We start from the raw sequence: 20874 nt of genomic DNA, 5'->3' as shown, positions 1-20874 counted from the left end.
TGACTTTTGATTTGATATAGTGCGGCTTAAATGGTTTTACAAGAGGTGACAATGAAAAAACTACCGATTTTACTAAAACTTTTGTTTATTATTAATTTAGTTTTCCTAAATAATATAGTTTTAGCATCTAGCGAAACAAGCACTATTATATTTGAAAAAGCAAAGAAAGCAATCGTAACGATCGATACTAGAATTGCCGTATCGGCATATGACGATACAAGTAGTTGGACTGGAACGGGATTTATCAACGATAAGAACAACGGTTATATAATTACTAATACTCATGTTGTCGGCGGTGCGTCCATCGGAACTTATTTTGTTACTTTTTATAACGGTGAGCAGGCAGAAGCAAAACTTATCTATTACGATATTTGGCAAGATTATGCCGTTTTAAAAGTAGAGAGTAAAGATATACCGGCATCAGCAACGCAAATATCTTTTGCAAGCGAACTTCCAAAATTAAATCAAAAGGTTTTTGTAGTCGGTAACACAGAAGCAAAAGGTTTTTCTTTCCATACCGGTTATTTGTCCGATCTTTATAATATTGAAGGTTTAATGCCGCAATGTACTTATGTTATTAATTTAAATACTACAGGAGGTGCTAGCGGTTCACCGGTATTAAATGATAAGATTGAGGCTATAGGAGTATTATATGGTGGTGGTAAAACTCACTCTCTAGCGCTGCACGGTGATTATGTAGTTCGCACTTTAGAAAGTTTAAAGAATAATAAACAACCAGGCAGAAAACATATAGGAATAATAAGCGAGTTATATTCTTTAAATAAAGCAGTTAGACATCACAATTTTCCTAAAGAAGAAATGGATAAATATATAAAGAAATTTCCTGATAGTAGAAATAGAGTGATAAGCGTTAAGGCAGTTCTAGCCGGATCACCTGCCGCGAAATCTTTAAAAGCCGGTGATATTATTTGGGCAGTTAATGATAAGGAACTCGGCGGCAATTTAGCATTATTTGATAGAGAAATGGATAATTTCAAAGGAATAGCTATTAAACTTACTATATTTCGTGACGGGAAAAAGCTAGAACAAGTAGTAGATTTATATGATGTGAACAATAATAAAATCGCTAAAATGATAAATTTCGGCGGTGCAGTATTTTTTGAAGCCGATGATTATTTTAGTAATAAATCAGGTATTCCGCTTAAAGCTCTAAGTATAGCTTCCGTTCAATCCGGTAGTAGCTTTAGCTCTATACCAACGTTTTTTACTAAAGATTATAAAAATGTTTATAGATTGCAAATTTTTGAGATGAAAGATTTAGCTTTAAGTAATCTTGATGATTTGGTGAAATTCTTACCTGCTATTACTAAAGAGAAGTTTATAACGGTTAGATTTAGAAATTATCAACCTTATTATGCTAATTTCGGTTATAATGAACTTATCTCGTCGCATGATGATATGATTGCTGATGTAACTCTAGATTCTATAGATACTAAGCCTTATATATTAAAGTATAATACTATTTCTCATGATTGGGATATGGAAAATATAAAACTTCAGTAACTAATGACATTGTGATAAATTAACAATTCTTAATCAATGAAGTAGTATATAATTCAACTTGGTTTGTTGTGTTATTATTCTTAAATTTATAATCTTATATTTTAGGAGAATTGCAAATTAGCTCATAGTAGTTCGCCAACTAGGTCATTTTTGTATGGATTGATAAATATTCTTTATGTTATTCTCCTGCAAAAGCGAGACAGCATTATTGCGTGGATACATACTAAAATCGTCATTGCGAGCAGCCGTAGGCTGGGTGACAATCTCATGAAATAATAACAAACTCCTGAGATTGCTTCGTCAATTGCTATGCAATTTCTTCGCAATGACAGAAAAAACGCCCCTTACTCACCACCTAAGAAACATAGCTAATTAACAATTCCTCCTAAAATAATTAATAATTAATAAATTTAGGAGAATTAATGACTAAAGAACAAATACCTACAGTAGATAAAACAAAAAACATCTTTTTTTTAAGTTTTTTACAAAAAATAATAATAACTCTAATACTCAGGATTCACTAACATCACCACGTTCAGATGATGATGATATAGAGAGGGATGTTTCTAAAAAAGAAGCTTCTTAAGAAAATTCAAAGTATTAATAGACAAGAATGATGAAGATGAACTAAAAGCATTTCTATTTGATAAAAATAATAAGTATATCTTACATGATGCGGTTGAGGATAAAGAACAAACATTAGTTGAAAAAATATTAAAATTAGCTAAATACGTAACAGAGATAACCTATAACGCTTCAACAGTGTTACATTCAGCAGTTACAGTAGGAATTGCTAACAAAGAGATTATCAAAGCTTTATTAGCAAAAAATCCTTATTTAGTAATGATCAAAGATGCTTCAGGTCTTACTCCATCATATTATAATACTAGTAAAGAAATATTAGAAATATTGCAAAATTGTGAACGAGATAATATAGAAGAACCATGGCACGGTTGGCAGAAGATACAAATATTTAGAAGATAATATGTCTATAATCGGAAAAAATAAGCATACAATATATGGAGCTTGTATAAAAAATTTGTAAATTATCTGACAAGCATCTTCCTTGTAAATTTAACATAGAGTATTAGATTTGCAAGGAAGATATAGAGAGTTCTTTAATAAAAAACGATAAGTATGTAAAACTTACCGATTAAATTTAAAGCTTAAAAAATTATAATTCAGTAGTAGGGATATACTTGATATTTCCATCTTCTCCTATCAATGGGTAATACTCTGTTTGAGGGTTATAAGCATCATAACTAATTGATGTTTGTGATGATAGTTTTTGTGCTAATATTATTAATTTTTCTTCATATAACTCAAAAGATTTTTCTAAATCCTCTTTTGTAATCTTTACAGTTTTAGCTTCATCTGTATTTACTTTGAGTGTTTCAATATTTTCTGTTGAGCTATATTTTGTTAAAGTTCCTTTTTCTAGGAGTGGAAAATATGTTCTTATTTTTACTAATGCTATTTGTATTTGTATTAGAATACTTCGAACAAGTTTATTTAATACCATCTAATACCTTAAAAATTTTGAAGCGGCAGTATACAAGCCTCACTTATTAATGTCAACATAAATTAACATATTATTACTATAAATATTAATAAATGCTAATTATTATTTATGATTTTCTTTCACAAAATCGAAATAAACTGTTATTAATATAAAAAACCAATCTTAATCTAATATATGCGTTCTTTATTTGTAATAATTATATTCTTTCTAATGAGCAGTTGTAATTTAAAACCGTTATATAGTGAAAAATACAGTAGAAATAATGATTTAGAAGCTATTGAAGTTGAACCGATTGGAACAGTTGAAGGAGCTGAGTTTTATCATCGTTTAACTAGTATTTTACCTCAGAAAGCACAAGCAAAATACTTGCTTAAAGTAAAGCTTATCGCAACAACTATGCCTGCTACTATTGAAAAAAACTCCAATGTTTTAAGGGAATATATTAATCAATTAGTTAGATATAAATTAATTGATATAGAAAGCCAAAAGGTTTTAATTGAAGAGAAGTTTTACCAAAACACGTCATATAATGCTATTTTTACACCATATGCAACAAATGTTGAAAGAGATGAAACAGGAATAGACTTAGCATATCAAGCAGCAGAAGAAATTCGTAGCAGATTAATTTTATATTTTACACGGAAATAGTTAAGCTATGAAATTTTATTTTTCACAAATAGGTAGATTATTTGAACTAATAACATCCGGAAAGATTAGAGCTCTTTTACTATATGGTCCTGATAAAGGTTATATAGAAAAAATTTGTAAGCATTTAGTAAAAAGCTTAAATATGCTACAAACTTCTATAGAATACGCAGATCTTAATATTTCATCTTTAGAAATATTACTTAATTCGTCTAATTTTTTTGGTCAAAAAGAATTAATTAAAATTAGATCGGTTGGGAATTCAATCGATAAGAATTTAAAAACAATTCTAAGCAGTGATTATATAAATTTTCCTGTATTTATAGGTGAAGAAATGACTTCTAGTGGGAGCATTAGAAAGTTTTTTGAAACCGAAGAATATTTAGCGGCAGTTGCTTGTTATCATGACGATGAAGCAAAAATTGAACGAATTATTTTAGGTAAAGTAGAAAAAACTAATAAAGTTATAAGTAAAGAAGCTATCACTTATTTAAAAGCTCATTTAAAAGGTGATCATGATTTAATTTGTAGCGAAATAAATAAATTAATATATTTTGTTCACGACGCACGCGAAATTACTTTAAACGACGTTCTAGAAGTTATAAGTAGCGAAATTACGGCAAACGGTAGTGATTTAGCAATGTATTTTTCAAAAAAAGATTATAGTAATTTTCTGCAAGAGCTTGATATATTAAAAAAACAAAATATCAATGAAGTTTTAATTATTAGAGCATTAATAAGGCATTATTTAAATTTATATATAGTTTTGTCGAAAGTAAAAAGCGGTGAGCGTTTGGAACTCGCAATAAAATCATTATCACCACCGATTTTCTATCAGTATATTAATGATTTTACGAAGATAGCAAACGGTCTTAGCCTCACTGAATGTCTAAAGACTTTAAAAGTGCTACAACAGGCAGAAGTGGATTATAAGTTAAATCCTGCTAGTTTCGATTTATTCCAAAGTATACTCCAAAGTAAATGAAGAGTAGACGAAGTTTAATTTGGAAAAGAGCAAGGAGACTATAAGGCAAGGAGCGGACCGTATAACTTAATACGTGAGCACTGTAACTCTTATAAGATGACGTAGCCAATTTTTCAAATTAAACTAGTATACATTATTATGCCTAGACCTGATTTTTCTGACCCTGACAAACAAATTCACGAGATAATTAGAGTTAATCATGCCGGAGAATATGGTGCAAAAAGAATTTATCAAGGACAGCTAAAATATATTAAATCTCAAGATGATCATATATTGATTAAAGAAATGCTTGACCACGAAGAAGTGCATTTAAATTATTTTGAAAAAAAATTACTGGAAAAAGAAGTAAGACCCACGTTTTTATTATTTTTTTGGCATCATTACGGATTTTTACTTGGTGCTTTATCTTCCTTGATGGGGATAAAAACTGCGATGCTTATTACAGAGAGTGTAGAGGAAGTAATAGAAAAACATTATGAACAGCAAATAAATTATTTAGAAAATAAAAATGTTGAGTCAGAATTATTAAATAATATTATTAAATTTCGACTTGATGAAATTGAACATAAAAATATTGCTATAAGGAATGATGGTACTGAGGCAATATTTACAGAAATAACTAGTAAAATAGTGAAGATAATTTGTCGTATCTCTATAATTTTAAGTAAGAAAATTTAAAGTTAACAGCTTAATTAGCTGAAAAATCTAGAAATATTTTACTTCTAAGATATTAAGAAGATAATAAAAAACATTAATAATATTATTAGAAATGGTGATGAAAAGAAAAACTTTTTTTAAATTTTTTGCATTTGTATTTTTTAGAATTAATAAATCTTTATTTTTATCAAACATAGCTAATACTACTGGCAATTCCTTTATTTAATTTATGCCTAAACCTAATCTAGAATTAATAAATAAAGGTGCCAGTGGTTAAGCTCCGTTGCTATAAGATAACAACCTCCATTATACTTCATGATTTTACTCACTTATAAAATAATAGACCCCTAGCATAACTTAATATTAAGTTTTGACAGATTGGTTTTGCAACAATGGAGCTTAAACATTATTAGCGGTCTATATATTAGTTGAATAATATAAAGAGTCAAGAGATTTTAGTTGTCATTAATAATAAATAATGTAATTCTGAGTTACTGGTTATATTTTTTATATAATCTGTTTCTAGAATTTGCTTTTACATCAATAATAATTTATATTTATTTTCACTCATGCGAATAGCAGATTACTTTTGTAGTTTGTTATTGGTGATTATTGGTGATAATTAGGAAATATAAAATAACAATATGAGTCAAAAGATAATTTTAAATAATTCATATTCTATTACTAAATCGCACTTATTCCATATAGTAGACCCAAGCCCTTGGCCCGTCCTAACATCTTTTGCTTTATTTCTTTTGGTTATAGGTGGCGTCTCGTTCATGCATGGCTACAAATTTAATATATATATTTTATCTGCAGGGATTATTTCAGTAGGTTACTGTTTATATTCTTGGTGGAGAGATATAGTGAAAGAAGGAATAGTCGAACATCAGCATACTAGTCCTGTTAGAAAAGGTTTACAAATAGGTATGGCGTTATTTATCTTAACGGAAATAGTATTTTTTGGTGTATTTTTTGCTTCTTTTTTTAAATCAAGTCTATCACCCGTAGGTCTTTTAGACGGTGTATGGGTTGTAAAGCAGGGCATTTGGCCTCCACCTACAATTAAAACTTTTGAGCCGTTTGATATTCCTTTTATCAATACTTTAATACTACTCTTATCAGGTACTACCGTTACTTGGGCTCACTACGCCTTAGAAGAAAAAAATCAAAAAGATTGTGTAACTGCACTTGCTCTTACCATATTGCTTGGAATATTTTTTACAACTATGCAGGCATATGAATATTACCATGCGGCGTTTAAATTTACAGATGGCATATATGCTTCTAATTTTTATTTAGCCACGGGTTTGCATGGAGCTCATGTAATTATAGGTACTATATTTCTAATAATTTGCTACTTTAGAGCAAAAAGAGGAGATTTTACTACAGAAGGTAATGGACATTTAGGGTTTGAATGTGCTGCATGGTACTGGCATTTTGTGGATGTAGTTTGGTTATTTTTATTTACATTTGTTTATATATTTGGAAGTTAAATTATACTATATGTGATTATAATGTTACTTAAAATAAGTGTTTTTAAAATATTTTTGCATATTAATTAAAATTGCATATATTTAGGAGTTGATTTATATACAAATAAATTATACATTATTTTTTAAATGCTAATTATTTTATTGAGGTAAAACATATGAACTTTCCTATTCGTAAATTAAATGAAGAATTAATCGATTATAATCTATTATTACGCATATTATTTACTATTCTAAGCGTGGCTATTATTATGGTAGCTTTTGATAGCTTAGGTAGTAGTAGTGTCGCCGATCCTGTAGGTGATGCATTATGTAAGTTAATTAAAGTATTTAGAGGCAATACTGCAAAAGGTATAGCTGTTGTCGGTATAATTGTTCTGGGAATTCAAACATTAAGAGGAAAATTGCAGTGGGAAGTAGCTTTAGTGGTAGTTACTGCAATTATTATATTATTTAAAGCTCCAGATATTGTTAATATGGTATCAAGTGATACTAATAGCTCAAGTTGTGGTGTTTCCTAATACACGAAAAAATTATTATATCTTTAGTGATACCCATAATCTTCGGCTTATGGGTATTTTTATTTTTAAGTGATGTTGTTGCATAGCCTCTATGTCATTCCCACATGGCATCGTTGCGTGGGGCGAAAAATGCGTTAGGTGTTATAGTGTGGCTTGACTCTCTCTATTGTATGAACGTTTAGTATGTCATTCCTGCAAAGGCAGGGACAAGACAACCTGAATATAGGTTACATATTTAATAAAAATAAACATGTAAAAACAAGTTTTTATATGTTTTACTGGATTCCCGCCTACGTGGGAATAACATCAATTGCCTTTATACTCAGGTCAACAGCAACATTCGTACAATACTCAATAGTGTTTTAATTGTTTTGATGGACCACGTGGTTAAACCACGGGATGACAGTGGATTTTGTTGGTCTATACAACAACGTCCTCACTTAAATAAAAGTCCTAATCTATTACCTATAGCAATATCAATATATTTTGCTGTAATAGGGATCCCTTCAATATTCATTTCTAGATATATTGCTTGTTTTGCAGGGATTTTTGTTTGTAGTTTTGTAATTGATACATATTCATCTAAAGCTTGATTATTAGTATCCATTACTCTCACTTTGATTATAGGATCGGAAATTAAATAATCAGACTCATTAGATAATTTATAAAATATCTTCATACCACCTATATGATGAGATTTGCCTAAATTAATTTCTTCTATCTTTAATTGATCATATTTACCTAAGAATTTAAAGCTATCTATTAGTAATATCACTAAACAAAAAATTATAAAGCTAGTCCATAATATTGGAAATATATTATATTTTTTCTTAGGAGGAATATACGGTAAAATAACCGGCACATTAGCATTGTAATGATTTTTAATAGGAGTTTTAATAGTTTCCGTGTTTACTTTATCTTTAAAGTCATTTAATGTACTAGTATTATAGTCTAATTTCTGATACCACAAATGGCTACATTTGGAACATTTTACTCGTCGTCCGTTAATACCTATTTGATTGCTTGTAACAATAAATCTTATTTGGCAATTTGGGCAAGTAATATACATAGTTAATTATAATTATTATGTTTGACTTCATGATAATCTCATTTATTATTTTTGGCAATAAAACAGTTAAAAGATATGTCCTCTCTTATTAAAGAAATTGAAGAAGCTTGGCAAATTAAGGACAAACTTCTTCAAGATTCTTCAAAGCTTATAACATTAAAGCAAGCTCTTAATGATAGTATAGAAAGCTTAAATCAAGGTACGATTCGTGTTTGTGAAAAGAAAGAAAATAGTTGGCAAGTTAATGAATGGGTAAAGAAGGCTATATTGCTATATTTTATCACTACGGAATCACAACTTTATAATAACAATTATAATAGTTGGTATGACAAAGTTGCTCCTAAATTTTCTGCAGATACTGATAAAAATATATTCAAAGAAGCAGCTATACGCAAAGTGCCCGGAGCTGTTGTTAGAACCGGTACTTATATAGCTAAAAATGTTGTAATTATGCCTTCTTTCATTAATATAGGTGCTTATATAGATGAGGGAACAATGATTGATACATGGGCTACTATTGGTTCATGTGCTCAAATCGGCAAGAATTGCCATATTTCAGGCGGCACGGGAATAGGTGGGGTGCTTGAACCGTTGCAAGCAAAGCCTGTTATCATTGAAGATAATTGTTTTATCGGTGCAAGATCGGAAATAGCAGAAGGTGTAATAGTAGAGGAAGGAGCAGTAATTAGTATGGGGGTGTTTATCGGTAGCTCTACAAAAATAGTATACAGAGATACAGGTGAAATTATTTACGGCAGAATTCCGGCTTATTCCGTTGTAGTTCCAGGAGTATTACCTGCTAAGGAAGCCAGTAAGCCTGGACTTTATTGCGTAGTTATCGTAAAACAAGTCGATAAAACTACTAGAGCTAAAGTAAGCATAAATGATTTACTGAGATAGATGGATCAATGTGAGCGTTCATGGGTTTTGCATTGTCATCCCATGGGCCTGACCACGGGGGCCAGAAAAAATAACTTCAATATTGTTACCTACACTAAATGCAAAATAAACATATAAAAATTTATTTTTATATGTTTTACTGGATTCCGTTAAATCACGGGATGACAGAGAGGAATAATAAGCCGCTTAACACCAGTGAACGATCACAGATCAATAATATCGCCGATTATACCATTAAGATATCCCTCTCTTTGTTGTTGTTCTGAAATATCTGTTTGTTGAATTGCGTTATTATTTGGGTTTCCTAAGAAAGTATTGTATGCCATAAGTATTGCATCTCGTTGTTTTTGAGGATCACGTACAAACACCAGCTGCTTTAAAATATGATTCTGCAGTATCTGTTTCCTGTTGTTTTTGAAAGCAAAATTCGTTTCCTTGTGCCATATATAAATCATATTTTATAGGCTTTTCAGCCTTATTTATAAGACTGTCATAACATTTTATATAGAGTCTAATTTATTATTCTTTCTATAAAATATGATAGCTGGGTCTTCACGTCCTAAGTTAAATAGCATATCGCCGATTTTATTGTACATTTCTTTAAGTTCTTCATTACATGTTAGAGCTCCATTATAATCTTCTTCTTCGCTCAATATATCACCTATTTTAGAGTAGCAGCTAGCTATAGTTTGAGTCACTTCTGCTTTGTCCGAGTACTTATTTAACCACTCTATGGCTTCTTTATAATATTGCACCGGTTGATCGTGTTTAGGTTCTATATTTTTTATAGAAGATAGATAGTTATTTTGTATGAATAAATCACATATTTCAATTAAGGAACTATAGCAATCATTGGATTGAAACCATGTTGTAGATAACATTTCTTCAAATAATGATAATTCTTTAATTTGTAGGTTTAATACATATCGGTAAGCTTGAATAACCGGTTTATTGTCTGTAAATTTCTCAATAGGGTCTAAAATTTGAAATATTACCCCTATAAGGTTATTAGCTTGTTTGTTTAATATGATAGCTTGAAATTCTGATAATTGTGCTAATCCTTCAAAACAAGAAAGAGTTTTTTCTGTAGCCGGATATTGTATTGGAGTAAATATGGTTTAATATAACACTCATAGTTATTATCTAAAAATTTTGAGTAGTTAAGAGGTGTATATACATTAAAGTCTTCAAAAATTGATTGGATAGTATTAATTATACATTCTACATTTATCTATATTTGTGTATGTAAATTTTCTATCAGACTGTCTTGTTCCTTTAGCAATGAACTTAGCTTCTTATCTCTAAATTTTGTACTCCTTTTCTCTCTTCTAGGTGTTTTAGTTCTAGAGAGAGGTTTATTTCCCCATTTTGAGAAGTAGGTTTATAGAAAAATTTTATATCAGAGAATTCTAATATATCCTTGTTAATAGCAATGCTATTTTGTAACATCGGTATAATGTTTTCATGATTATTTTCATTATGTTGTGTTATTATGCATATAACATTTCCTTTTAATTTTTTGTGTTCTTCTGTAGGAAAAATATTTTTAAAGTCTTCTATAATCCTGTTAAAGATACTAGGGGATTTTACGGTCTCTTCTTTTGCTACTATGATAAATTTTAATTTATCGGTCATTTGAACTAGCTTTTTAATGAAAAATACATTGATTAACTCTTGCACTATATCAGGTACTCCGTTAGAGCATTCCCAAAATACTTTTTCTGCAATTTCAAATTTTTGGGGATCATATATAGCCGGTTCATATTTATGCTGAATTTCCGGCGTTATTTCAAAATCAAATATATTTATCAAATGTAAATTCTTTACCGTTTTCGATAATCTTAAGGTTGTTCCCAAGAGCATTTAAAAATGTGCTTTTTCCGCTATAAGGTAATCCTATTACTACTGTAGCTTCTGGTGTTTTTCCTGCTGGTATTAGTGAATAATTCACTTCAGTCAATGCATTTAGAATATTTGCTTTTTAAAGAATCAAGAGCAGTTTCTTCTTCTGTGAAAGGTTTAATATCAACTTCTGTAGGAATTTTAAATTTCATATATAACCGCTAATCTATTCTTTAATATAAATTTTTATACTGTTGCTTTCGCCGCTATCGCTGATAGCTCTAATAATAAATTCACCGGCTTTTGCTTTCCATATTACTGCTTCGTTTGGTTTTGCGGTTGCTATTAATTCATTTTCCACAAACCAAGAAATGTTGTTGTTTTTATTATTGCTAATCGCACAAAAGGTAATGTTATCACCATTTTTAATTGAATGTACGGAATTTTTAACGGGTATATAATTTTAGGTTTTTGATGATGTCAATTTATCAACCTATTGCGATGGTTTGTAGGTATTGGTTTCGGTAATATATGTATATGTATTCCTGCTTTTTGATAAACCGAAAGCATATCTGTTGGCCATAAATTTACTGTTTTATATTCTGTTTGTCCTTTAATAAAGTTACAAGCAGGCATACCGGTTTTTAAATCTATCAACATTTTTCTATAAATACCGGATTGTTTTATCGGTGATTTGCCTTTAATGAATAAGGTTTCTGCTTTAACCGGACACATATCGTTATCGATATCTCCCGTGTCTGCACAAACTTTTACTTTAGTAATATTTAGTGCATTAATTTTTGAAAGGATTAAATCCTCATCTTTATTTGGTCTAGCTATGGTTGATAATATTAAAGAATAAAGGGGCTGCAGAAATATTACCCGTAAATGTTCCGTGAGTTTGCCCTTTGAAATCCCCAACCCAAACAGCAAGTACGTATTTTCCGAATATGCCGACGCTAACTGCATCTCTAAATGAGCTGGAAGTACCTGTTTTCCAATAAATCGGTAAGTTATGCCTTGTATTATTATAGGTAATAGGGCGAGTCATATCTTTTATAATATCAAGTGTTAAATAGCTTGCCTCGGGGGATAAGTAGTACGGTGTCCGTGTCATCCTTGTCCTCTCCTATGTCATTCCTGCTTTCGCAGGAATGACATAGGAGAATCCAATACTTTTCTAAGCGGTTTATAAGTACCGAAATTAGCCAAGCATAGCATAAAGAGTAGTTAACTCTTCAAGAGTAATTTCTGCTGTGCCGAGTACTATAGATAAACCGTAATTTTCAGGTTTTCGTAAGCCGCTAATTTTTGCTTGTTGTAAGAACTCATAAAAATTCGGGTTTTTTAACTTAGACGCCAGAAATATTACAGGTACGTTACGACTCTTTATTAACGATTCTCTAGCACTTAAACCGCCTGCAAACCTACTATCAAAATTTCCCGGTTTACAATGATCGTAGTAAGTAGTTGTATCCTTTAGTAAAGTTAACGGATGTATTAGTGATTGATCAAAACTAAGTGCATAGACAAACGCTTTTAAAGCTGAGCCTGGAGATCTATGGCTTTTAGTGCCGTTAATCTGTCCACAAATATAGTTATTAAAAAACTCTCCGGAGCCAATACTTGCAAGCACTTTCATAGTAGTAAAATTAAGAAGAATTACGGAGGCATTATTAATGCCATATTTTTCCCGATCATTAATATATAGCCGAACTTGTTTTTCTATAGTAGCTTGCAGATTTTTATCTATAGTAGTGCGTATAATAGGGCTATCATTATTTGCTAGTATGTCTAAAGTAAAATGCGGTGCAATAAAAGGAAGCTTTTTATTTTGATTAAATTTAATCGGCAAACTAATTAACTTATTATAAATAATATCTTGTGGGTGAATCGCCACTCGGTAAATAGATATTTACGTGCTTTAAAAATATTAATATCATTCCCGCCTCTTTTAAGCGGATTTTGTAGGATTACTGCAAGGCTTAGAATATCGATCAAATTTAAATCTTTTAGGTCATGATTGAAGTAAATATAACTGCCGGCTGCTATCCCTTCAATATTACTACCGTAAGGCACTAGATTTAGATAAGCTTCTAGGATTTCATCTTTTGAATAATGCTCTATATGAATAGCTTTAATGATTTGATGGATTTTACTAAGAATAGTAGAAGAGTTTATTCCATATCTTAAACGTGCTACTTGCATTGTTATAGTAGAGCCGCCTATTTTACGATTATTCTGTAAATAAGTAGAATAAAAAGCTTTGGCTAAAGAAACGGGGTTAACGCCAAAATGCTCATAAAAATGCTTGTCTTCATATAATAGTACTGCTTCTATAAAACTTGCCGGTATTTCACGTATAGGAGTGAATATCCTATATTTATCGTCTTTAGAAAGCGAAATACGCATTAACTCGCCGTTTCGGTCAAATACTTTTTGTGAGAAACTTACGTCTTTAAGTAAAGGTGCAGGAGGAATAGCAAAATATAATATTATAATGCCGCTGTAATAAAAAGTAATTTGGTTTTGAGAGGCAAAGTATATACCTTATAGTTTAATGTCATTTCCGCGTAGGCAAGAAAGCGCGCTTGCGTGGAATGATTTTTTCGTCATTGCGAGGGAAAACTGTAAGTTTTGACGAAGCAATATTGGAAAAATTCCTGAAGATTGCCACGTTCACTAACGTTCGCTCGCAATGACAACTTGGGTATTCATGCGGGAATGACATCATGTTATATAACAATCATTATAAAGCATTTTAAAAATAATGAAAATTTTAATAATATAGCTTGCATGTATAGAAGAAATATTGTATAATGCTCTACAAGATATTAATAAATTAACTAAACGTTAACAAAATTAAGTTTTACGCTTCCTATAAATACTAAAATATCATATAAAATCCACGTTACTATCCTATTTTATAGCCTATCAATATAAATTTTGACATAATATTTCTGTGTATTAAAAAATATTAATATTTTAAGTAATTATTAAGATTTATTAAAAAGAAATTAGATATTATGGGAAAAAATATTAAATCTATAGATTCTAAACTTACAAAATTATTCTTATTTAGCTGTGCTAATGCTGCAATCCTTACCGCTATGACTGGGGAAGCAAGAGCAGATATAGAAATCTATGATATATTAAACCATACTGCTGACTACTAGATATTAACTCCTGCTCAAAAGCTTAATGTTATAAAAGGAATTTAGGACCGTACGGATTTCGGTAACCTTGTTGATGATCTTATGCCGTGGGAAAGAAGATTATTCAATAACGAAATAATAGAAGTCACTAGACTTCAAGCAGTTGCTCTTGTACTTAACGGTGCTAGAGAAAGAAGAGAAGCACGTGCAGCTGGTGTTGAAGTTGTTGATTTTAACAGGTAATACAGCAGTAGAAACAGGACGTAACGAGCAAGAGATGGCTCTAGAAAATAGACTTCAATTATTGGAAATCCTTGCTAAAGCTGAAGGGGCAATGCTGTCAGTATTAACGATAAAATTAAAAAACTAATACGCCAAAAGGTTTTGCCGGTTATAAAGGTCATGCTTCGGGCGGTACTATAGGTTTTGATATTGGTTCTGATAACTACAAAGATTCGGTATTGCTTATACTAAATTGGATTTAAAGTTTAAATCTAACGGTAGCAGGTCAAATGCTAATATCGATAGCCATATTGTAACTTTATACGGACAAAAAGAATTACCGAAAAACTTTATGATACAAGCTATGTTTGCTTACAATCATAATATAGTAAAGAGTAAAATCAACCGTTTAGGTACTATTGCAACCGGTAAATATAAGAATAATAATTATAACTTTGAAACTTTATTAAGTTATAATCATCTTATGAATGGTGATATTACTCTTACTCCAAATCTTGGTATAAGATATGGCCACTCTAAAGACGATACATGTCAAGAAAGTCATGTAGGTATTCAGCATTTGAATATTGCTTCTAAAAAGCAGCATTTATGGAGCGGTATTTTAGGCGCTAAGGTAGCTTTAGCACCGCAGAAAATAGCTGAAGGTTTCAGTGTCACGCCTGCACTTCAAGCATCTGTAGAACATTACTTTAATGATAATAGTAAAAAACTTAATGCTAAAGTAAAATGGAAAGATAGAGAAGTTAATGACACTATCGCATTACCGAAGCAACCTAAAGTCGCTTATAATATCGGTGCTAGCGTTTTAACTGAAAAAGATAATGTAAGCGTATTACTTGAATATAACTGTCATTTACAAAAGAAATATCAAAGCTATCAAGGCTTTATGAAGTTGAAAGTGAAGTTATAACAGCCAAAATCGTCATTGCGAGAAAAAACTGTAAGTTTTGACGAAGCAATCCAGTAAAAAAAATGCTAATTTATAGCATTTTTTTTTATTTTTTGTGGATTGCCACGCAGCCTACGGCTGGCTGCTCGCAATGACGATTATGGACCCACGCTAGCAATGTACTCCCAAGAGTCGTAAATAATACTTATTACTCGTCTCTTACTACTAACACTGATATATCTGAATGACGGACGATTTTAGAAGCATTAGGTCCAAGCATATAATCTTTTAATTGTAGTCTGACTGCAGAAATTATTATTAAATCGGCTTTAATTTCATTAGAGTGCTTAATTATTTCATCATAAACTGCACCGCTACCTATATAATAATCTGTTTCAATTTCATCGGGAATATATTGTTTGATAAGCTCTTTAATTTGAGCTTTATACTTTTCTTTTTTCTCCGTTCTCCAATTTTTAGGTAAATAATCTTCAAACATTTTCGTACCGAATTCAGAAATTACATACATAAAATGTAATTTTGCTTGAAAGTTCGTCGCAAGCATTAAAGCCTTAGAAAGAATACCTTTTATAGATTTTTTATCATTTAAATCTATAGGTATAAGTATATTTTTAAATATGGTATTTTCAGACATAAGATATTGTTAGTTTTTGTTTCTTACTGAATCATGTTTTGGTAGAACAAAATTTTTAGTATCGGCGAAATAGTTAATGTCCAGGTTATTTAATAAGTAATTAGAAAGTTTAAAATTTGCTACGTTTCTATGAAAAGCTCCGATAAATTTATCTAAAATATCACGATTCGCCTCATCTCTAGTTACTAGGATTGCCGATACTTTTACTGTGGTTTGATCATCGGTAATCCCTGGATATAAGCCCTTATGAAGTATGGCTTTATGAAAAGCTCTATTTTGTTTTATTAATTCCATTATTTTATCATTGTCAATTGAAACGAAATCAATTTCACACTTATTAGCTATTAAATTTACTAAGGGGTTAGAATGTCCAACCATCATTATTATAGCATCTATTTCCTTATTACAGAATTTATCACTAGAATCTTCATAATTAATGTGTAGCTCTTCAGGTTCCTTAGCAAATTTATATAAAGAACGTACGGCATCATAAGTAATATTACTACTGGAAAATGCCGGACCGTTAGTTATTTTCCCCCCGTCAATATCAGCAAAAACTTTTATTTTATCCTCATCTTTTACAATAACCGTAAAAAACTCATCATGTAGATTAAGCACCTGACGTAAATTTTGCATTTTTTCTTGATCGTGATAATAACCTATGCCCTCATATGCTTCTACTGCAATATTAGCTTGCACTAGGGCTAAATCAATTTTGCCTTGTTGTAATAATTTTAAATTTTCTATACTACCGTTTGTTGCAACAACTTCGCATTTAATATGTTCATTATTTTTATCGTCATTTGTAATAGTCTTGCATAAATCAAGTCCAATAGCATAATATCCTTTTAAAATAGAGCCGGTACCGATTTTAATGACTTTTGGATCAGCATAAATATTACTGCAAATAAGAAATATGCTAATAATAGTTGCTAGTTTAAAATTGTTCATAAAACTAATTTGAATTATTTGCAGTATTTTAGTCTTCTTTATGTTCACCAATTTTTAGTTCTAATAAATTAATAGAACCGATATTTATTCCTTTGTCTGAAAACTCAATATCAAACTTAGCTTTTTCTACATTGTTGTAAGCCGAATTTGAATCATTTTGCTCTGTATTTAATTGCGCGTCGGAAGCTTTATTAATTGCTTTAGCAATAATTGTTTTAATTATTTTCTTAGAAAAAATAATATTATTCGGTAATAATTTATCAACTATGGAATTATAATTTTCCAGCTCAAAATATAGTTTTCCTTTCGGTAATTTATTGGCAAAGAGTTGTAAAGCACCGTTTAAATTAACTTTAGAATCATTATCACAAGTAAAAATAAATCTTTCTATATTAAAATTTTGTAAAATAGCTGAATCTTCTCCGTCTTCAGCAAATTTTAAAGAAGCAGCAATATCTAAATTAGCATTTTTAAAATTCAAAATATCTTTTTCTGAATAATAATTCATATTTAAAAATAAGGATATATTTTCCTCACTTGCTAAATTCTGTTTTCTTATAAGAAATGCTAAATCATTAATTTTAAAGATTTCTTGATTATCTTTAAATATCAATAATGCTTTATTATTTAACTGAATTGATTTTAATATTTCTTTTAAATTATCATCTTTTGATATTTTATATAAAGGTTTATTAAATTTTCCTATACCCTTTATGTTATCATCGCTGCGTACATCATAGGTAAATGTTTTGTCGCCGTAATTATCGACTTCTCTAATAAAAGGACCGAAATTAAGAGCGGCTCTTTTAGTACTAAAAGCTATATTTAGGACAATATTTTTGCATGTAAATTCTTTAGAATTTACATGCTCAATTAATTTTACTTTAGGATCCGTTACGGTAATTTCCCAATTAAAAGGATAGCCTGAAAACTTAACTGCATTATAAGATATTTTAAGATTATCAGATTCAGAATTCTTAATTAAACTTACAACGTTATTTTTTATAGTATATGCAGTTGCAAACCATATTATAGTAAAGGCTAAAAACACAAAAAGAAGTATTTTACGTATCACTTTTTTAATCCATTATAATTTTATATTACGAGTAGCAGAAGGAAGGCGTACTTTTATGTCGTCTAATTCTTCGGTTAAAATAATTTGACATCCCAATCTAGAAGTATTGGTAAGACCAAAGGCTAAGTCAAGCATATCTTCCTCTGCTTCCGTAGGTTTTTTTAATTTGTTGTAAAATTCTTCTTCTAAAATAACGTGACAAGTAGCACAAGCAAGCGATCCTTCACAAGCTCCCTCAAGGTCTAGATTGTTACTATGGGCAATTTCTAAAATAGAAAGCCCTATCGGTGCTTCCACTGTTTTTTCTTCTCCATCATTTATAATAAATGTTACTTTTATTTTTCCTGACATTCTTCTTATTTTTCCTTATCTAAATTAGTTCGATTATATATAATATTTTATATATAACTGAGGCTATTTAATTTGATTGATATTTTTGCCTTTTAGCAAATCATTAATTATTATATTAAACTTTGTATCCATAGATTTTTTTATTTTGGATTTAAACTCTTTAATAGAATTATTAATTAAGATCGGATCTCTAGCGTGTGCGGCTTCTTTTATATTATCTAATAAAGAATTAATTATAGATATCTCACTTTCCGATAATAAAGTTGTTAATTCCGCTATAGCACGTTCTATGCTAAAGATTAAAGTCTCTGCTTTAATTACTGCTTCTTGTAATAATCTTGTAGTATAATCTATTTTAGCATTTTTATACGCGTTTTCTAACATAATATCAATCTCCGTTTTATCAATACCGTGATTTGGCTTTACTTCTATAGCATGTGATGTATTGCTGATTTTCTCATAAGCAGAAACGGATAATATACCGTCTGCGTCAATAGCAAAAGTAACTTCAGCTCTAATATATCCTGCTTTCATAGGAGGAAGTCCCTTTAACTCAAATCGAGCTAAACTGCGGCAATCGGCAGCCATTTCACGTTCACCTTGCAATATATGAAATTGTATACCGGTTTGATTATCGACATAAGTCGTAAATTCTTTTACTACCGAAATAGGAATCGGAGTATTATGCATGATGATTTTTTCAACTATACCGCCATATAATTCCATACCCAGCGATAAAGGTGCTACATCAATCAATAATGAATTTGTATGGGGTGCTATTAAATTTTCTGCTTGTAATGCAGCCCCCCATACAACTGCTTTATCAGGATCGATATCTGATAGAATATCTATTTTAAATGCTTTATATAATTCGTCTTTTATTAAAGGAATACGGGTTGCACCCCCTACTAAAATAACTCCGTCTATATTTGGATTTCCTGCTTGTTCTAAACACTCTTGAGCTATATTGATAGTACGTTCTACTAAGGGTAAAATTAATTGCTCCAATGTTTGCTTATTAATTGATATATTATCATTATTAAAACTATCTTTATATGTTAAAGTTTCTTTTGCTTTTTTTGCAAGTTGTAAAGTATCTATAGAATTAGGTAAATCAAATTTATTGCAAAGATATTGTGTAATTACTACATCTATATCGTTGCCACCAAGCATATTATCGCCGTTTGTTGCTATAACTTGAAAAATACCTTCTTGTATATTAAGAATAGATACGTCAAAAGTGCCGCCGCCTAGGTCATATACTAAATAACAGCCTTTTTGATTTTTGTTTAAGCCGTAAGCATAGGCAGCTGCAGTAGGTTCGGCAATTAGCCTTAATACTTCAAAACCTGCTATTTTAGCCGCAAGCATTACTTCGCCTCTTGCTGCATCGTTAAAATGTGCAGGTACTGTTATTACTGCTTTAGTTAGATTAGTCTTTAATTGTTCTTCTGCTTGATTTTTTAGATAAATAAAAACTTCTGCTGCAATTTCACAGACTCTCAGTTGTTTATTTGCAAAATTTAGCTTAAGCTCACTACTATTTACATCTAGATAATCTTTAACTAACGAAAAAAGTGCTGGAGTATTTAGAATTTCTTTTAATGTTTTACCGAATAGTCTTTTAATAGAACGCAGTCCTGTATTATTACCTATAGTAAAATTGTTACTTGTAAAATCTATAGTAGTTGGGATTAATTCTTTATCATCTATAGATTTAATAACTTTAACTTTTCTATTAGCTGCAATAGCTATTAATGAGTTAGTAGTGCCAAAATCGATACCGACTGCTATTTGCCGTTCTTGCTTAAAATCAGCTTGCTCCGGTTCCCTAATTTCTATTATTTGCATGATTTTATTTTTTCTTGCAGTTTATGCAGCAATGTCCCAATATATTTAAGCTTGCTAGTTTTTATAGTTGCGTCTGATAGATTTTGTTCTTCAAAAGCTTGTTTTAAAGAATCAATTTCAAGCTTTTTCATTAATTCATATTTGTCTTTTATTTTTTCTAAATCACTAAATAGGATAGTATTTTCGATTATTTCCATTTCATCCCAGAATATGCTTAATTCTAGCGGCGAAAGTAAACTACGTGTTTTTTCGTCATTCAAATTTATATTTTGCAAAAGCAACATATATTCAGCACGTTTTAAGGCATCTTTAAGAGTAGAGTAAGCGTTATTTAATTCAGCCGCAGTAATTAGATTTTGTTCCTTTTCCTGCAAAGTTTTTGCTTTATCGGGATGATATTTTACCTGCATAGCAAAATATTGCTTTTCTAATATCTTTAAATTAATATTATACTCTTGCGGAAGTCCTAATAATTGAAAATAATTTTGCACTTTTCCTTTTTTGTAATTCTAAACTGCTCTATCATATATCAAAAATTAAAAAAAT

At 30.2% G+C, this 20874-nt stretch carries 22 protein-coding genes and 3 pseudogenes; 11 read left to right on the top strand and 14 right to left on the bottom strand.

Translation table 11 applies throughout. The features are described from left to right. Window positions 1-30: 30 nt before the first annotated feature. Complete coding sequence (locus tag AB4K15_RS00775) at window positions 31-1524, top strand: S1C family serine protease (RefSeq protein WP_500224746.1); 1494 nt, start codon at window positions 31-33, stop codon at window positions 1522-1524. A 762-nt stretch (window positions 1525-2286) separates the two neighbouring features. Then, the gene (locus AB4K15_RS00770) at window positions 2287-2508 is read left to right on the top strand and encodes a hypothetical protein (RefSeq protein ID WP_500224747.1); all 222 of its coding nucleotides are present in this window, start codon (window positions 2287-2289) and stop codon (window positions 2506-2508) included. 190 nt (window positions 2509-2698) lie between these two features. Here the strand turns inward: AB4K15_RS00770 and AB4K15_RS00765 are convergent, their stop codons facing one another. Next, window positions 2699-3046 (bottom strand): hypothetical protein, encoded by a 348-nt coding sequence (locus AB4K15_RS00765; protein WP_500224749.1) that lies wholly within the window; start codon window positions 3044-3046, stop codon window positions 2699-2701. 174 nt (window positions 3047-3220) lie between these two features. Here AB4K15_RS00765 and AB4K15_RS00760 point away from each other — a divergent pair, with 174 nt between their 5' ends. The 3 genes from AB4K15_RS00760 to AB4K15_RS00750 all read left to right on the top strand — a co-directional run bounded on the left by AB4K15_RS00760 (window position 3221) and on the right by AB4K15_RS00750 (window position 5354). Next, window positions 3221-3694, top strand: coding sequence for a hypothetical protein (locus AB4K15_RS00760; protein ID WP_500224751.1), 474 nt, complete (start codon window positions 3221-3223; stop codon window positions 3692-3694). A 7-nt stretch (window positions 3695-3701) separates the two neighbouring features. Then, a complete protein-coding gene (holA, locus tag AB4K15_RS00755; RefSeq protein ID WP_032073924.1) occupies window positions 3702-4676 on the top strand; it encodes a DNA polymerase III subunit delta in 975 nt (324 codons plus the stop codon). A 138-nt stretch (window positions 4677-4814) separates the two neighbouring features. Continuing rightward, window positions 4815-5354 (top strand): 3-demethoxyubiquinol 3-hydroxylase, encoded by a 540-nt coding sequence (locus AB4K15_RS00750; protein ID WP_032073925.1) that lies wholly within the window; start codon window positions 4815-4817, stop codon window positions 5352-5354. A 27-nt stretch (window positions 5355-5381) separates the two neighbouring features. Here AB4K15_RS00750 and AB4K15_RS00745 read toward each other — a convergent pair whose 3' ends face one another. Next, window positions 5382-5546, bottom strand: a complete 165-nt coding sequence (locus tag AB4K15_RS00745; protein WP_500224754.1) for a hypothetical protein — start codon at window positions 5544-5546, stop codon at window positions 5382-5384. Window positions 5547-5977: 431 nt separating this feature from the next. Here AB4K15_RS00745 and AB4K15_RS00740 point away from each other — a divergent pair, with 431 nt between their 5' ends. Together AB4K15_RS00740 and AB4K15_RS00735 are read left to right on the top strand one after the other, a co-directional pair. Further along, entirely contained in the window at window positions 5978-6829 is an 852-nt protein-coding gene (locus AB4K15_RS00740; protein ID WP_032073926.1) for a cytochrome c oxidase subunit 3, read from the top strand. 155 nt (window positions 6830-6984) lie between these two features. Then, the gene (locus AB4K15_RS00735; RefSeq protein WP_032073927.1) at window positions 6985-7347 is read left to right on the top strand and encodes a TrbC/VirB2 family type IV secretion system protein; all 363 of its coding nucleotides are present in this window, start codon (window positions 6985-6987) and stop codon (window positions 7345-7347) included. Window positions 7348-7783: 436 nt separating this feature from the next. On the opposite strand, the gene AB4K15_RS00730 is transcribed toward AB4K15_RS00735, so the two are convergent. Next, the gene (locus AB4K15_RS00730) at window positions 7784-8416 is read right to left on the bottom strand and encodes an MJ0042-type zinc finger domain-containing protein (protein WP_032073928.1); all 633 of its coding nucleotides are present in this window, start codon (window positions 8414-8416) and stop codon (window positions 7784-7786) included. Between the two features lie 75 nt (window positions 8417-8491). Between AB4K15_RS00730 and dapD the strand changes: the two genes are divergently transcribed. Then, the gene (dapD, locus tag AB4K15_RS00725) at window positions 8492-9316 is read left to right on the top strand and encodes a 2,3,4,5-tetrahydropyridine-2,6-dicarboxylate N-succinyltransferase (RefSeq protein ID WP_032073929.1); all 825 of its coding nucleotides are present in this window, start codon (window positions 8492-8494) and stop codon (window positions 9314-9316) included. 203 nt (window positions 9317-9519) lie between these two features. Here dapD and AB4K15_RS00720 read toward each other — a convergent pair whose 3' ends face one another. The 5 genes and pseudogenes from AB4K15_RS00720 to pbpC form a co-directional block, all read right to left on the bottom strand. After that, entirely contained in the window at window positions 9520-9684 is a 165-nt protein-coding gene (locus tag AB4K15_RS00720) for a hypothetical protein (RefSeq protein WP_500224756.1), read from the bottom strand. Between the two features lie 132 nt (window positions 9685-9816). Next, the gene (locus AB4K15_RS00715) at window positions 9817-10197 is read right to left on the bottom strand and encodes a hypothetical protein (RefSeq protein WP_500224759.1); all 381 of its coding nucleotides are present in this window, start codon (window positions 10195-10197) and stop codon (window positions 9817-9819) included. 528 nt (window positions 10198-10725) lie between these two features. After that, window positions 10726-10996 (bottom strand): annotated as a pseudogene (locus AB4K15_RS00710) (hypothetical protein). Between the two features lie 115 nt (window positions 10997-11111). Next, window positions 11112-11276, bottom strand: coding sequence for a hypothetical protein (locus tag AB4K15_RS00705; protein ID WP_500224896.1), 165 nt, complete (start codon window positions 11274-11276; stop codon window positions 11112-11114). 108 nt (window positions 11277-11384) lie between these two features. After that, window positions 11385-13698: pseudogene (pbpC, locus tag AB4K15_RS00700) on the bottom strand (penicillin-binding protein 1C). Between the two features lie 486 nt (window positions 13699-14184). Between pbpC and AB4K15_RS00695 the strand changes: the two are divergent. The 3 genes and pseudogenes from AB4K15_RS00695 (at window position 14185) to AB4K15_RS00685 (ending at window position 15466) form a co-directional block, all read left to right on the top strand. Continuing rightward, on the top strand, window positions 14185-14334 hold the full coding sequence (locus AB4K15_RS00695; RefSeq protein WP_500224760.1) for a hypothetical protein: 150 nt from the start codon (window positions 14185-14187) through the stop codon (window positions 14332-14334). Further along, window positions 14335-14736 (top strand): annotated as a pseudogene (locus AB4K15_RS00690) (cell surface protein). A 52-nt stretch (window positions 14737-14788) separates the two neighbouring features. Then, window positions 14789-15466: an autotransporter outer membrane beta-barrel domain-containing protein gene (locus AB4K15_RS00685; protein WP_084698789.1), complete on the top strand. Its 678-nt coding sequence runs from the start codon at window positions 14789-14791 to the stop codon at window positions 15464-15466. 187 nt (window positions 15467-15653) lie between these two features. Here the strand turns inward: AB4K15_RS00685 and AB4K15_RS00680 are convergent, their stop codons facing one another. The 6 genes from AB4K15_RS00680 to hscB all read right to left on the bottom strand — a co-directional run bounded on the left by AB4K15_RS00680 (window position 15654) and on the right by hscB (window position 20819). Then, window positions 15654-16100, bottom strand: a complete 447-nt coding sequence (locus AB4K15_RS00680; protein WP_500224762.1) for a universal stress protein — start codon at window positions 16098-16100, stop codon at window positions 15654-15656. A gap of 9 nt (window positions 16101-16109) precedes the next feature. Continuing rightward, window positions 16110-17051 carry a TAXI family TRAP transporter solute-binding subunit gene (locus tag AB4K15_RS00675; RefSeq protein WP_500224764.1) on the bottom strand — a complete coding sequence of 314 codons (942 nt, stop codon included), beginning with the start codon at window positions 17049-17051 and terminating at the stop codon, window positions 16110-16112. Window positions 17052-17079: 28 nt separating this feature from the next. Beyond that, window positions 17080-18126 (bottom strand): RP198 family tick cell line-upregulated protein, encoded by a 1047-nt coding sequence (locus AB4K15_RS00670; RefSeq protein WP_500224765.1) that lies wholly within the window; start codon window positions 18124-18126, stop codon window positions 17080-17082. A 12-nt stretch (window positions 18127-18138) separates the two neighbouring features. Further along, the gene (locus tag AB4K15_RS00665; protein ID WP_500224767.1) at window positions 18139-18477 is read right to left on the bottom strand and encodes a ferredoxin family 2Fe-2S iron-sulfur cluster binding protein; all 339 of its coding nucleotides are present in this window, start codon (window positions 18475-18477) and stop codon (window positions 18139-18141) included. 63 nt (window positions 18478-18540) lie between these two features. Beyond that, window positions 18541-20328 (bottom strand): Fe-S protein assembly chaperone HscA, encoded by a 1788-nt coding sequence (hscA, locus tag AB4K15_RS00660; RefSeq protein WP_032073934.1) that lies wholly within the window; start codon window positions 20326-20328, stop codon window positions 18541-18543. Then, a complete protein-coding gene (gene hscB, locus AB4K15_RS00655) occupies window positions 20319-20819 on the bottom strand; it encodes a Fe-S protein assembly co-chaperone HscB (protein ID WP_004996487.1) in 501 nt (166 codons plus the stop codon). The genes hscA and hscB overlap by 10 nt, the downstream gene beginning before the upstream one ends. Between the last annotated feature and the right edge of the window lie 55 nt (window positions 20820-20874).

The sequence above is a fragment of the Rickettsia aeschlimannii genome, from assembly GCF_047973405.1.
GTDB classification, from domain to species: Bacteria; Pseudomonadota; Alphaproteobacteria; order Rickettsiales; family Rickettsiaceae; genus Rickettsia; species Rickettsia rickettsii.
This window is presented reverse-complemented; position numbering and strand designations above follow the sequence as displayed.